Annotated in this window: 13 protein-coding genes; 6 read left to right on the top strand and 7 right to left on the bottom strand. The window is 61.9% G+C overall.

Features of this window, described 5'->3' with window-relative positions; genetic code table 11:
* The first annotated feature begins 22 nt into the window (after positions 1-22).
* Entirely contained in the window at positions 23-778 is a 756-nt protein-coding gene (gene tpiA / locus RBB29_RS11565; RefSeq protein ID WP_306116574.1) for a triose-phosphate isomerase, read from the top strand.
* A gap of 101 nt (positions 779-879) precedes the next feature.
* Here tpiA and RBB29_RS11570 read toward each other — a convergent pair whose 3' ends face one another.
* From RBB29_RS11570 to RBB29_RS11600, 7 genes are all read right to left on the bottom strand, one after another.
* A complete protein-coding gene (locus RBB29_RS11570; protein ID WP_306116575.1) occupies positions 880-2,256 on the bottom strand; it encodes a TRAP transporter large permease in 1,377 nt (458 codons plus the stop codon).
* On the bottom strand, positions 2,256-2,921 hold the full coding sequence (locus RBB29_RS11575) for a TRAP transporter small permease (RefSeq protein WP_306116576.1): 666 nt from the start codon (positions 2,919-2,921) through the stop codon (positions 2,256-2,258). Before RBB29_RS11575 ends, RBB29_RS11570 begins: the two co-directional genes overlap by 1 nt.
* Before the next feature lie 89 nt (positions 2,922-3,010).
* A complete protein-coding gene (locus RBB29_RS11580; protein WP_306116577.1) occupies positions 3,011-4,012 on the bottom strand; it encodes a DctP family TRAP transporter solute-binding subunit in 1,002 nt (333 codons plus the stop codon).
* Positions 4,013-4,299: 287 nt separating this feature from the next.
* On the bottom strand, positions 4,300-5,625 hold the full coding sequence (locus RBB29_RS11585) for an acyltransferase (protein WP_306121154.1): 1,326 nt from the start codon (positions 5,623-5,625) through the stop codon (positions 4,300-4,302).
* 157 nt (positions 5,626-5,782) lie between these two features.
* Entirely contained in the window at positions 5,783-7,012 is a 1,230-nt protein-coding gene (locus RBB29_RS11590) for a sigma-54 dependent transcriptional regulator (protein ID WP_306116579.1), read from the bottom strand.
* On the bottom strand, positions 7,009-8,763 hold the full coding sequence (locus RBB29_RS11595; RefSeq protein WP_306116580.1) for an ATP-binding protein: 1,755 nt from the start codon (positions 8,761-8,763) through the stop codon (positions 7,009-7,011). Before RBB29_RS11595 ends, RBB29_RS11590 begins: the two co-directional genes overlap by 4 nt.
* A gap of 53 nt (positions 8,764-8,816) precedes the next feature.
* A complete protein-coding gene (locus RBB29_RS11600; protein WP_306116581.1) occupies positions 8,817-9,278 on the bottom strand; it encodes an Lrp/AsnC family transcriptional regulator in 462 nt (153 codons plus the stop codon).
* Positions 9,279-9,419: 141 nt separating this feature from the next.
* On the opposite strand from RBB29_RS11600, the gene cobA reads away from it, so the two are divergent.
* From cobA to RBB29_RS11625, 5 genes are read left to right on the top strand one after another with little or no spacing between them, the layout of a single operon-like run.
* Positions 9,420-10,229: a uroporphyrinogen-III C-methyltransferase gene (cobA, locus tag RBB29_RS11605; RefSeq protein WP_306116582.1), complete on the top strand. Its 810-nt coding sequence runs from the start codon at positions 9,420-9,422 to the stop codon at positions 10,227-10,229.
* Between the two features lies 1 nt (position 10,230).
* A complete protein-coding gene (locus RBB29_RS11610) occupies positions 10,231-10,539 on the top strand; it encodes a DUF2849 domain-containing protein (protein WP_306116583.1) in 309 nt (102 codons plus the stop codon).
* Complete coding sequence (locus tag RBB29_RS11615) at positions 10,532-12,199, top strand: nitrite/sulfite reductase (protein WP_306116584.1); 1,668 nt, start codon at positions 10,532-10,534, stop codon at positions 12,197-12,199. The genes RBB29_RS11610 and RBB29_RS11615 overlap by 8 nt, the downstream gene beginning before the upstream one ends.
* Positions 12,186-12,920 carry a phosphoadenylyl-sulfate reductase gene (locus RBB29_RS11620; protein ID WP_306116585.1) on the top strand — a complete coding sequence of 245 codons (735 nt, stop codon included), beginning with the start codon at positions 12,186-12,188 and terminating at the stop codon, positions 12,918-12,920. Before RBB29_RS11615 ends, RBB29_RS11620 begins: the two co-directional genes overlap by 14 nt.
* Complete coding sequence (locus RBB29_RS11625; protein ID WP_306116586.1) at positions 12,917-13,321, top strand: DUF934 domain-containing protein; 405 nt, start codon at positions 12,917-12,919, stop codon at positions 13,319-13,321. Before RBB29_RS11620 ends, RBB29_RS11625 begins: the two co-directional genes overlap by 4 nt.
* Positions 13,322-13,363 lie beyond the last annotated feature (42 nt).

Here is a 13,363-nt window from a genome sequence, read left to right on the forward strand (position 1 = left end):
TGTAATCAAGAAAGAAAATAACGTGAGCAGACGCAGACTTGCCGCCGGCAACTGGAAGATGAACGGCACAAGCGCCGCCCTTTCCGAACTCCATTCCCTCATTACCGCTCATTCCGACCCTGCGGTCGATATCCTGATCTGCCCGCCCGCGACGCTCCTGCATCAGGCCGCGCAGATCGCGGCACAGAGCCCGCTCCATATCGGCGGACAGGATTGCCACGTCGACGCAAGTGGTGCCCATACGGGCGACGTTTCCGCGCCGATGCTGACCGATGCCGGTGCGACCCACGTCATCCTCGGCCATTCGGAACGCCGTGAAAACCATGACGAAACAAGCGAACTGACCCGCGAAAAGGCAAAAACCGCCCAAGCCGCGGGCCTTACCACGATCATCTGCCTCGGCGAAAGCCTGGCCCAACGGGAGGCGAAGAACACCCTCGACATCATCGCGGGACAGCTTTCACTCTCCGTCCCCGACGCCAGCACGGCGGAAAACACGGTCATCGCCTACGAGCCGATCTGGGCCATCGGCACCGGCCTCACGCCCTCGGTCGAACAGATCGACGAAGTGCATGATTTCATCCGCACCCGCCTGGTTGCACGCTTCGGCCCCGAGATCGGTGATGGCATCCGTCTGCTCTATGGCGGGTCGGTCAAGCCGGGGAATGCCGCCGAAATCTTCGCCACCGACAATGTCGATGGCGCGCTCGTCGGCGGTGCCAGCCTCAAGGCGGCAGATTTCTCACCGATCATCACGGCGCTCGAAGCCAGCTTCTGACCTTGCAGGGAGGGAAACCTGCACAAAGGCGACACATCTGACATGATGCGTCGCCTTCACACTTGCGGATAGAGCGCGCGGAAGCGCACATTTGGATTACCCTACTTCACAACGATCTCCGGCCCCATGAACGTATTGGGCAGGAAGGTCGAGAGCCATGGGATATAGGTCACCATGATGAGGAAGACGAAGAGCACCGCCAGGAACGGCAGCGCGGCACGCACCACGCTCATCATCGGCATCCCCGCCACGCCCGAAGTCACGAAGAGGTTGAGGCCCACGGGCGGCGTGATCATCCCGATCTCCATGTTGACCACCATGATGATCCCGAGGTGAATCGGGTCGATGCCCAGCTCGATGGCAATCGGAAAGACCAGCGGCGCGACGATCACCAGAAGCCCCGACGGCTCCATGAACTGCCCACCGATCAGCAGGATCACGTTCACCACGATCAGGAACATGACCGGACCAAAGCCCGCATCCAGCATCGCGTTGGCGATCGTCTGCGGCACCTGCTCGTCGGTCAGCACATGCTTCAGGATCAACGCATTGGCGATCACAAAGAGAAGCGTCACTGTCAGCTTCCCGGCCTCGAAAAGCGTGCGCTTGGTGTCGCCGTGAAACAGCGCCGTAACCAGCGCCTGCGGCTTGCGGAAAAGGCTGATCTTGCCGCCCTGCCCGTCATCCGCGAGCGGCCCCATATCCTTGTAGACAAAGCTCGCGATGAGGAAGGCGTAAACCGCCGCCACCGCCGCGGCCTCGGTCGGGGTGAAGATACCGCCGTAAATTCCCCCGAGGATAATCACGATCAGGAACAGACCCCATGCCGCATCACGCCCGGACGCGAATATCTCGCCCCAGCCAAGCCAATCGCCCTTGGGCAGGTTCTTGACCTTGGCCATCACGTAGATCGTAACCATCAGCATGAACCCCGCCAGTAGCCCCGGGATGACGCCCGCAAGGAACATCCGCCCCACCGACACCTCGACCGCGGCGGCATAGACCACCATGACGATCGACGGCGGGATCAGGATGCCCAGTGTGCCCGCGTTACAGATCACGCCGGCGGCAAATTCCTTGGTGTATCCTACCTGCCGCATCCCCGCGATGACGATCGTCCCGATGGCGACCACCGTGGCCGGGGACGACCCCGAAAGCGCGGCGAAAAGCATGCAAGCGAACACACCCGCGATCGCCAGACCACCGGGCAGATGCCCGACGCAGGCGATGGAAAACCGGATGATCCGCTGCGCCACGCCGCCCGTGGTCATGAAACTGGAGGCGAGGATGAAGAACGGGATGGCCAGCAGGGTAAAATGTCCATGGAATGCTTCGAACAAAGTATTGGCGACCGAGGCCAGCGTGCTTTCGGAATAGATCAGCAGGAAGATCGTCGAGGACAGGCCCAGGGAAACGGCAATCGGCACACCGATCAGCAAAAGGCCAATCACCATGCCAAAGAGGATGACAACTTCCATCAGACATCTCCCTCCTGCTTGGCGCGCGCTTCTTCAAGCTCGTCCTCGACCTCGTGGCTGGCCACAAGGCGGTCGACCTCCCCGCGCCAAATCTGTACCGCCATCTGCGCAAACCGGATGACAAGCAGCAGCATCGACAGCGGCAGAACAATATAAGGGATCACCTTGGGCAGTTTCTCGTAGCTTTCGCCGTAATTGATCAGGTCCTCAAGAAAGGCGAAGAGGCCGATCATCGGCACATCCTCTACCTCGTAGAAACTTTGACTGCGGGCGGTGGTGTCGAAACCGGTCGGGAACCAGCGCCCCGAGGTGGGCGGCAGATCGGCAAAGACCGCCCAGTAATCATAGGTTCCTTTCAGCAAAAGCAGGGAAAACACCAAGCAACACGCCACCGAAATCAGCGCCATGACCCGCGCCGTGGCGGGCGAGACCATGTTGATGATCGCGTCGACCCCCAGATGGGCGTGTTTCTTGACCGCATAGGAAGCGCCCAAGAGCACCAGCCAAGCAAACAAGAAAACGGTCAACTCGACTGCCCACAGAATATTCGAGCTGAAGACATAGCGCACAATCACATTGGCAAAGGTGATCACGGTCATCAGGCCGATCAGCGCGGCGATGATGGTCTCTTCGATCCTGTCGGAAAATGACTGGCTGGTCTGCATGGTCCCCTCCTGCAGATGCGTCGTAAATGTCGGGCGGGCCAATAGATCTCGGCCCACCCGGTATCAGGCTGCGCTTCAGCGCCGGTGCCTTACATGCTGGCGTTGATCGCCTGCGCCGCGTCGATGTTTTCCTGGCCCACATCGTCCTTGAACTGCTCCCAGACGGGCTTCATCGCCTCGACCCAGGCTTCGCGCTGTTCAGGCGTCAGTTGGCGCACAACACCGCCCGCGTCGATGATCGACTGCTTGGCGTCGTTGTTGACCGAGGTGCTTTCCTTGTTCCGGGTCTCGGTCACCTCGGCGAGGATGGTCAAGAACTGCTCACGCACATCCGGCTCCAGGCTGTTGAGCCAATCGACATTGGTCACCACCAGGTAGTCGATGATGCCGTGGTTGGTCTCGGTCACGCCGTCCTGCACTTCGAAGAACTTCTTGCCAAAGATGTTGGACCAGGTGTTCTCCTGCCCGTCCACGGTGCCCTGTTGCAGGCCGCCATAGACTTCGGAAAAGGCCATTTTCTGAGGGTTGCCGCCGATGGCTTCCATCTGGGCCACAAGCACATCCGAGGATTGGACGCGGAACTTGAGGCCATTGGCATCCGACGGATCAATCAGCGGCTTGTTGGCCGACATCTGCTTCATGCCATTGTGCCAATAGGCCAGCCCCTGCAGACCACGGCGCTGCATGCTGTCCAAAAGCGCCTGACCGTTATCCGAGGCCTGGAAGGCTTCGACGGCGTTGATGTCCTTGAACATGAAAGGCAGGTCGAAGATGCGGAATTGCTTGGTGAATTTCTCGAATTTCGACAGGCTGGGCGCGGCCAGTTGCACATCGCCCTGAAGCATCGCTTCGAGAACCTTGTTGTCGTTATAGAGCGTGGAGTTCGGATAGACCTCCATGCACATCTTGCCGTTCATCTCTTCGTTCACCCGCTGTTCAAGCAGCGAGGCCGCGATCCCCTTGGGGTGTTTGTCGGTATTGGTCACATGGCTGAACTTGACGACAACTTCGCCATCATCGCAGGCCGCAGTCGCCGCGTTTGCAGTCACCGTCAGCGCCATGGCCGTTGCAGCAGCAGTCAGAAATTTCATGAGGTGTCTCCTCCCATAATTGAGACATTGCCAAAATCCCCGGTGGGCCGGGGAGGTGCCTGCGTATGTTTCCCCACTCCCGGGAACGACACAAGGATGAGTTGGGATTTGGTAAGTGCCGTGAATTTTGCCATTTAATTCAGTGTTTTGGCGAAATTACCGGCCAAAACCAACGATCCGACGGCAGGGGCATGTGCGGAAATCCGCACATGTTTCAAATCGCCTGTGTGAAATTCCGCACGGATTGGGCGCGGCTTCCGGCGGGCCTCGTGGCAGGCCCCCGCCCGTTACCAGACGCGCTTGGTCGCGAGCCCGACACCGGCCAGCACAAGCAGGACCGCGATCCAGTTGACGCCAATCGCATTGGCCGCGCCGATCCCGTTCAACGCCATCATCACAAGGCCCCCGCAGGTCACCAACGCGCCGGCGATGGATTGCGACGGGCCGGGCTGCGCCTCGCGCGCGGCGCGGCTGCCGGATTCGAAGCGCAGGAAGATGAGCACGAGCGGGATCAGGAACAGGACATAAAGCCCGACCCAGACCGGACGGAGCGCCCACCAAAGCCCACTGCCCGGTGCCATTTCAAGACCGATACCGCCCAGCAGGACCGCAAACCCGATGATCCCGATCATGGCCGTGATGTGCCACAGGTAGACCGACATGATCATCTGGTTGAGCAGAATGACCCAGGCCCAGGGGCGTGTATTGCGCAGCCAGGCAGAGACTGGCCCGCTGACCAGGAGGATCGTGCCGATCTGCACGCAGCCGATGGCAAGCATCGCAGTCGTGGGCGGGCGGGTGTTGGAAATCTCCTCACCCGGAACACTGACCATGCCGACCGGAAAGCCAAGCTGCGCGATCAGCACATAAAGCCAGGCCACCCCAAGCGCGATCAGCGCCAGCGCATAGATGGTCGGCCGGTCATTGCCGCGCCACCAATATCCGAGCTGATGCACGGCCAGCCATACAAAGCCATAGTTCGACCAGCGCAGCCACTGCTGATCCATACTGAAGGCGATGGTATCGACGGCAATCGCGCCAAGGGCCAGCAGGATGACCGACAGGAACCCGATCCGGTCCCAGACGGCCATCGTCACCGGCACCGCGACGGTAATGACAATGTACACGGCAAGGAACCAGATCGGCACCAGGGCCGCCTGCGACGCAGCACCGATCAGGTCGGGTGACACGCCCATCTTCCCCGCGATAAAGGCCAGCACCGCCCAGACCAGCACCAACGGCACCGTCGGTTTCAAAAGTCGCGCCAGCCGGGTCGAGGCCCATATGCGCGCCTTTTCCGGATCCTTGCGGGCCGAACTCCATGACAGGCTATTGGAAAACCCGCCGACAAAGAAGAAGACCGGCATGACCTGGAACAGCCAGGTCGCGTATTGGGTCCAGGGTTGTTCGGCCAGAAGGATGGCCAGTTCGACCTCGCCCCCGCGGATCACCGCTGCGACCAGCAACCAATGGCCGAGCACCACGAACATGATCGCCACGGCGCGATAGAAATCGACAGCGCGATTGCGATTTTCGGGCGTGCGTTCGGCGGCCCATCTGGCGGCGGCAAACATACCCTTGGGCATGGTGTCGGGGGAGGTCGTGTCACTCATGGCGTCCTGCTCGCTCTTTATCATTGCACCAGGAAAGGTGCTGTCTGCGGTTATCAGGCAAGCCTAGCATGGCGATTTCGGTGCCAAAAACGGGCAATTTTCGGATCAATGCCGTTTTCAGCCGCCCGTCGCCTATTCGCCACCCCTGGCCAAGGGATCAACGGCGATATTCTTCGGCGCGGATCTGGTGACGGGACAGCTTGTCGTAAAAGGTCTTGCGCGGCAGGCGCAGCGCCTTGGCGGTATCCGTGGCGTTGCCCGCATGGCGCTGCAGCGCTGAGATAAGCAGCGCGCGTTCGACCCGCGCCATCTGATCCGCAAGGCCCATCTCCGCCGGGTCGGTCGCATCGTCGGCCAGTCCCAGGACGAACCGCATCGCGGCACTCATCAGCGACCGCGCGTTGCCGGGCCAATCCTGCGCCATCAGCCCGGCCTGGTGATCCGGCGTAATCTCGGGGGCAGGCAAGCCCGCCTGCTCCGCCGCCTGTGCCACGTAGTGACGGAAAAGCACGGGGATATCCTCGGGGCGCTCGGACAGGGCCGGTATGCGCACGGTCACCCCCTCCAGCCGATAGAAGAGATCGGCGTTGAACTGCCCTGCCCCGGCAAGCGCGCGCATGTCGGCTGTTGACCCGGCGATGACGCGGAAATCGGTGCCTCTTTCGATCTGCTCCAATGCCTCGAACTGCGTCTCAACGGGCAACATCTGGATCTCGTCGATGAAAAGACTGCCGCCCAGCGCCGCCTCGCAGGCATTGCGAAACCCGGTCGGGTCAAGCGCACCGCCGGGTTTCTTGACGAAGGGTCCCGTGGCGGCATCGGACATGAGATGCACCACCTCGGCCACCTTCGACACCCCCGCCCCCGGCGGTCCGGTCACCAGGACTTCGGTCCGGCTGCCTGCGGCAACACGCACTTTCTGGCGCAGCTCACGCGCGTGATCCGATGTGCCAAAGAGCATCCGCGCGGCAGGATCGCCGGTCTCCAGCTGTTTCTTCAGGCGGCGGTTTTCAAGCACCAGGCGCCGCGCCCCCAACGCCCGCTGCAACACCGGCACCAGCGCCGCTGGCGCGCAGGGCTTCTCAAGGAAATCGAACGCACCTTGCGACATGGCGTTCACCGCCATCGGCACGTCCCCCTCACCGGTCAGCAGGATCACCGGCAGGTCCGGATCGACCTCATGGGCATACGCCAGAAGGTGGAACCCGTCCCGCCCGGGCATGCGGATATCCGACAGGATAACACCATCGAAGCCGGACGAAATGTGATCCTTGGCCTCGATGAATGATCCCACCGCCAGGGGCGAGAAATCATGCAGGTCCAGTGTCTGGGCCAGCGCCTCGCGAATTTCGCGGTCGTCATCCACCACCAGGACCGTATCGGTCATGCGGCCTGCTCCTCGCGCCAATGTTCCAGCTCGACCGTAAAGACCGCGCCGCCATCTGGGCAATTCGCCCCCTGGATCACGCCGCCGAAACTCTGCACCAACCCGTAGGAGATCGAGAGGCCCAAGCCCATCCCCTCCTCGCCGGTGACCTCCTTGGTCGAATAGAACGGCTCGAAAATCTTGTCGGGATCGGCGATGCCCGGCCCGGTGTCGCGCACCGTGGCGCTGAGCCGCGCGCCGGTGTTGATCTCGATCGTGATCTGCTTCTCCGCCTGCCCGGCCATGGCATCCGCCGCGTTGTTGATGAGGTTGACGAAGACCTGCGCCAGGCGCACCTCGCCGCCCCAGGCGAAAACCGGCGCCGCAAAACCGTCCGCGCGCCAGATCAGATCGACCGCATCCTTGCGCAAACGCGCTTCGGTCAACTCGACCGCGCTGTTGATGACCTTTACAAGATCGACCTTGCCCATCGGTTCGCTTTCGTTGCGCGAAAAGGCCCGCAGGTTGCGGATGATCCGCGCCGCCCGCATCGCAAGCTGCGAAATCCGCGACAGGTTCTCGCCCGCCACCTCGGTTTTCCCCTTGGCAAGGAACGCCGCACCATTATCGGCAAATTGCTGAATGGCCATAAGGGGTTGGTTCAATTCATGGCTGATCCCGGCGCTCATCTGCCCGAGGGCGTTGAGCTTGCCCGCCTGCACCAACTCAGACTGCGCCTTTTTCAAAGCGGCTTCGGCCTCCTGCCTTTCCGAGACCTCGTGGCGCAAGGCCCGGTTTGTCCCCGAAAGCGCCGCCGTGCGCTCCGCCACGCGCGCCTCCAACTCGGCATTGGCCCGCGCCAGGGTCCGTCGGCGTTCGGTCGTCTGCAAAAGAACCGCACCGAACACGCAGCAGATCAACGCCAACACCGATGCCTGCAACCAGGCCAGCCGCTGCGCCGTTCCGATTTCCAGAAGCGCATGGCCGGTCATGTCGATCACCGGCACCTCCTGCGTCAGGTGTAACGCCTTCGCCGGCAGGTACGCGCCCCAGTTCATTGACCAGATTTCATGCCGCCCAACCCAGGACTTGCTGAAGTCCCGTTCCAGCCCGCCCTCTGGCTGCAGGCCCAGATCACCGGGGCCGGAGCGCCAGAACAAAAGCTCGGACCGGTTGGACAGGAACACCTCACCATCAGGATCCGAGAAGAACACCACCGGCCGCCCGCCGATCCAATCCCATTCCAACTCGGCCACATCGACGAGGACCGTGAGCACGCCGACCACCTCGGCGCGCGCGTCAAAGGCCGGGGCCGCCACGATATAGACCCGCCGCCGCTCTTCCCCATAGGTCAGATGCGCAGCCCCAAGCGCACCGTTCAGGGCACGGGTGAAAAAACCGCTGCCCGCAAAGGGCATCGGCGCCTCCCCGGTCTGGGCCAGGAGATTGCCCGCAGGGTCCGAGTAGAAGAGCGCAAAAGCGCCGGTCTTGTCCGCGGCCTCGCGCATCACGCGCTCTGCGGCCTCGGCATCCTCGTCATCCGACAGGCGGGTCAGCACCGGATGTTCCGCCATGAAAACCGCCAATTCGCGGTAGCGGCGCAACTGCCCCGCAAAACGGTCCGCGGCGAGGGTCAGGTCCGCCCTTCCCTGCCGCTCAAGCTGGTTCAACGCCTGCTGGTAGCCATATCGCCAGATCCCGAGCGAACACAGCAGCACCAGCGCGAGAAACCCCGCGACAATCAGCAGCCGAGATCGGAATTCACCTGTCATGACGGCAATTTACCCTTCAAGCGCGGGTCTTGACCAGAGGTGGTGATGTTTCGTCATAACGGCAGCATCGTGGTCGATTTGATCTCTTCCATCGACAGAAGCGCGGTGACGTTATGGACCTTCACCTCGGAAATCAGCGCCTGGTAGAAGACGTCGTAGGCCCGCGCATTGGCGACCCGGACCTTGAGGATATAGTCGATATCGCCCGCAAGCCGGTGCGCCTCCTGCACCTCTGGCCGGTCGCGCAGCGCCTTGAGAAAGGCCTTTTGCCACCCGGCGTCATGCTCGGACGTGCGGATTAGAACAAAGAAACAGGCTTCGAAACCAAGGGCTTCGGCGTCGAGCAGGAAGGTCTGCTGCTTGATGACCCCGGCCTCGCGCATTTTGCGAATCCGGTTCCACACGGGCGTCTTGGAACTGCCGACAATCTTGGCAATATCGTCCAGCGATTGCCCCCCGTCCTGTTGTAGCTGCACGAGGATTTTTCGATCGAGTTCATCCATTCGGACAGACATTCCACATTCCTTCTCTCTCTGGAACAAAACCGCCCCAAGTAACGCCGTTTGGAACATATGTTCTTATTCACCGCGCCATATGGCGCTAGGGCGGGAATATTTCCTATATATGCCTAAGTCAATCGCTTCCGGAACAGTTCGATGAACGCAAATACCGAAACAGGTGCCGCAAACACCCCGCATGCCGCCGATCCCGCGCGCGGTCATGTGGCCTTTGTCGGCGCTGGCCCGGGCAACCCGGACCTGCTCACGCTTCGGGCGCTCCGGGCCATCGAAGCGGCCGAGGTCATCATCCATGACCGGTTGGTCACCCCCGACATCCTGGCACTGGCCAACCCAGGGACTGAATTGATCAATGTCGGCAAAGAGGGTTTCGGCCCCTCGACGCCACAGGTCGAGATCACCGCGCTCATCGTGGCCTTTGGGCTGCGCGGGGTGCAGGTCGTGCGCCTCAAGGGCGGAGACGCCACCGTCTTCGGACGTCTCGACGAAGAGATCGAAGCGGTGGAGGCCACGGGCCTCGACTGGTCCGTCATCCCTGGCATCACCGCGGCCTCTGCCAGTGTCGCCGCCATTGGTCAGAGCCTCACCAAGCGCGGGCGCAACACGTCTGTGCGCCTGCTGACCGGGCACGACATGAAGGGCTTTGCCGATCACGACTGGGCCGCACTTGCCCGGCCCGGCGAGGTTGCCGCGATCTATATGGGCAAGAAATCCGCCCGTTTCATCCAGGGGCGCCTCCTGATGCATGGCGCGGATAGCACAACACCGGTCACCGTCGTGGAAAACGCGAGCCGCCCGGATGAACGCATCCTGGCCAGCACCCTTGGCACCCTGCCCGCCGATCTGGCCGATGCCGGAATGAACGGCCCGGCGCTGACCCTCTTTGGCCTCGCCCCGCGTGCGGCGCGCGCCACCCTGCCCCATCTGACTGAACAGGAGTTTGCCTGATATGGCCCGTGAATTCACACCCAAAGTCGTGACCGCAAATGCCCTGATCGAAGGCGATGTCGTTTACCTGACCGCCGATGACAGTTGGACCCGCCGCCTTTCCGAGGCCGAGATCATCACCGAGGAAGATTACGCGCAACTGCGCCTGCTGCAGGCCGAGGGGCAACCCGAACTCGTTGTCGGCGCCTATCTGGCCGATGTGATCGCCGGTGAAAACGGCCCCGAACCCACCCATTTCCGCGAGGATTTCCGCCGCACCGGCCCCTCGAACTACAACCACGGCAAGCAAGCGGAGCTAGCAGATGTATAACTACAACGAATTCGACACGGCCTTCGTGGCAGAGCGCAACAAGCAGTTCCGCGCCCAGGTGGAGCGCCGCATCGCGGGCGCCCTGACCGAGGATGAGTTCAAGCCGCTGCGCCTGATGAACGGGCTTTACCTGCAACTGCACGCCTACATGCTGCGCGTGGCGATCCCCTATGGCACGCTCGACAGCGCCAAGATGCGCAAACTGGCCGATATCGCGGACCGGTGGGACAAAGGTTATGGCCATTTCACCACCCGCCAGAACATCCAGTATAACTGGCCCAAGCTAAGCGATGTGCCGGATATGCTCGACGCGCTGGCCGAGGTCGAGATGCACGCCATTCAAACCAGCGGCAACACCATCCGCAACGTGACCGCCGACCATTTTGCGGGCGCGGCAGCCGATGAGATCGCCGATCCGCGCCCGGTGGCGGAGCTCATTCGGCAATGGTCCACCGACCACCCGGAATTCCAGTTCCTGCCGCGCAAGTTCAAGATCGCCGTGACCGGCAGCCCGAATGACCGCGCGGTGATCAAGGCCCATGACATTGGCATCCAGATCGTCGAAGAGGCGGGCGAAATCGGCTATCGCATCATTGTCGGCGGTGGTCTTGGCCGGACGCCGATGATCGGCAAGGTGCTGCGCGACTTCGTAAGCCAGGAAGACCTGCTGCCCTATCTCGAGGCCACGGTCAGCGTCTGGAACCTGCTGGGCCGTCGCGACAACAAGTACAAGGCGCGCATCAAGATCACCGTGCATGAGCATGGCATCGACGACATCCGTGCGCGGGTCGAGGAGCGGTTCGCCGTGATCCGCCCGAGCTTTGGCGGCGTGGACCTCAAGCTCTTTGCCGAGATCAAGGAGGCCTTCGCCGCGCCTGAGTATCGCGAAGCGCCCGTCGCGGAGTATGAGACCGCGTATAAGCACGATCCGATCTTCCGCTCCTGGGCCGATACCAACCTGGCCGAGCACCGCGCGCCCGGCTATGCCATCGTGCAGATCAGCCTCAAGGCGCATGGCGCAACCCCGGGCGATGCCTCGTCTGAGCAGATGCGCGTGATGGCCGACCTGGCCGAGAAGTACGGCCACGATCAGATCCGGATCAGCCATGAGCAGAACGTGATCCTGCCCCATGTGCATAAATCCGACCTGCCCGTCATCCATGCGATGCTCAAGAAACACGGTCTCGCCACCGCCAATATTGGGCTTATCAGCGATATCATCGCCTGCCCCGGCATGGACTACTGCGCCCTGGCGACTGCCCGGTCGATCCCGATTGCGCAGGAGATTGCCACGCGGTTTGACGAGCTGAAGCTGGAGCATGAGGTGGGTGACCTGAAGATCAAGATCTCAGGCTGCATCAACGCCTGCGGGCACCACCATGTGGGCCATATCGGTATCCTTGGTTTGGATCGTGCGGGGGTGGAGAACTATCAGATCACCCTGGGCGGCGATGCCACGGAAAACGCGCGCGTGGGCGACCGCACCGGCCCGGGTTTCTCGGCTGATGACATTCTGCCCGCCATCGAGCGGATCGTTTACGCCTATCTCGACCTGCGCAGCGATGCCGAGGAGACATTTGCCCAGACCTATGCCCGCGTCGGCCTCGACCCGTTCAAGGTAGCACTCTACGAACAGGACAAGGCCTATGCCGCAGAATGACCTGACCGCACGGGTCAGGGCGCTCAACGAACGGTACCGCCATCACTCGGCCGCTGCCGTTCTGCATCAGGCGCTCAAGGACCCCTATGCCGGGAAACTGGCATTGGTCTCCAGCTTCGGGGCCGAATCCGTTGTGCTCTTGCACATGGTCTCGGTCCTGCGGCGGGACACGCCGGTCATCTTCATCGACACCGAGATGCTCTTTACCGAAACGCTGGTCTATCAGCAGGAGGTGGCCGAGCGTCTGGGCCTCACGGACCTGCGCATTCTGCATGCCTCGCAGAACAGCCTCTGGCTGAAGGACCCGCAGAACGACCTGCACGAGACCGACCCCGATGCCTGCTGCACTCTGCGCAAGACGCTGCCTTTGCAGGCCGCGCTGCACAGCTTCGACGGATGGATCACCGGGCGCAAACGCTACCAAGGGGCAACCCGTGCGAGCCTGGAGTTTTTCGAGGTCGAAGACGGCACGCACCGCATCAAGGTCAACCCACTGGCCCATTGGACACGCGAAGATATCCGCACCTATCTCGAGGAAAATAACCTGCCGCGCCATCCGCTGGTGGCCAAGGGTTATCCCTCGATCGGCTGCATGCCCTGCACATCCCCGGTGGCAGCAGGCGAAGATCCCCGCGCCGGCCGCTGGCGCAATTCCGAGAAGACCGAATGTGGCATCCACTTTGCAAATGGCAAACTGATCCGAAAAGGAGAACACGCATGAGTGTCATCGTAACCGACGAGGGCTTTGGCCCCGATACCTGGACCGCCCCGATCACCGCGTTCGACTACCTGCGCGATGGCCATGGCGTCGACCTGCCATCAAGTGCCGATCCCAACGAATTGCTGGGCCGCCTGCCCGAGATCGAGATGATCCGCGTGGATTTCCCGAGCTTCGCCGATGGCCGCGGCTTCACCATCGCGCGGCAATTGCGGCTCATGGGTTTCAAGGGCCGCCTGCGCGCCAAGGGTCATGTGATTGCCGACCAATACGCTATGGCGCGCCGCGCCGGGTTCGATGAGGTCGAGATCAGCGACGAGTTGGCCGCCCGCCAGCCCGAGGATCAATGGCTTTTCCGTGCCGACTGGCAAAAGCATGACTATCAGGCACGCATGCGCGGCTGATTGACCCCTTCCCCTGACCTGGATCAAAGACTAATGAGAGGT

The organism is Roseovarius sp. MMSF_3359, assembly GCF_030733385.1.
GTDB lineage: Bacteria > Pseudomonadota > Alphaproteobacteria > Rhodobacterales > Rhodobacteraceae > Roseovarius.

Bases quoted from the DNA above. Each gene is read 5' to 3' on its own strand.
- RBB29_RS11575 (WP_306116576.1), bottom strand. From the start codon at position 2,921: ATGCAGACCAGCCAGTCATTTTCCGACAGGATCGAAGAGACCATCATC.
- RBB29_RS11620 (WP_306116585.1), top strand. From the start codon at position 12,186: ATGCCGCAGAATGACCTGACCGCACGGGTCAGGGCGCTCAACGAACGG.
- RBB29_RS11610 (WP_306116583.1), top strand. From the start codon at position 10,231: ATGGCCCGTGAATTCACACCCAAAGTCGTGACCGCAAATGCCCTGATC.
- RBB29_RS11595 (WP_306116580.1), bottom strand. From the start codon at position 8,763: ATGACAGGTGAATTCCGATCTCGGCTGCTGATTGTCGCGGGGTTTCTC.
- cobA (WP_306116582.1), top strand. From the start codon at position 9,420: ATGAACGCAAATACCGAAACAGGTGCCGCAAACACCCCGCATGCCGCC.
- RBB29_RS11615 (WP_306116584.1), top strand. From the start codon at position 10,532: ATGTATAACTACAACGAATTCGACACGGCCTTCGTGGCAGAGCGCAAC.
- RBB29_RS11570 (WP_306116575.1), bottom strand. From the start codon at position 2,256: ATGGAAGTTGTCATCCTCTTTGGCATGGTGATTGGCCTTTTGCTGATC.
- RBB29_RS11625 (WP_306116586.1), top strand. From the start codon at position 12,917: ATGAGTGTCATCGTAACCGACGAGGGCTTTGGCCCCGATACCTGGACC.
- RBB29_RS11590 (WP_306116579.1), bottom strand. From the start codon at position 7,012: ATGACCGATACGGTCCTGGTGGTGGATGACGACCGCGAAATTCGCGAG.
- RBB29_RS11580 (WP_306116577.1), bottom strand. From the start codon at position 4,012: ATGAAATTTCTGACTGCTGCTGCAACGGCCATGGCGCTGACGGTGACT.
- RBB29_RS11600 (WP_306116581.1), bottom strand. From the start codon at position 9,278: ATGTCTGTCCGAATGGATGAACTCGATCGAAAAATCCTCGTGCAGCTA.
- RBB29_RS11585 (WP_306121154.1), bottom strand. From the start codon at position 5,625: ATGAGTGACACGACCTCCCCCGACACCATGCCCAAGGGTATGTTTGCC.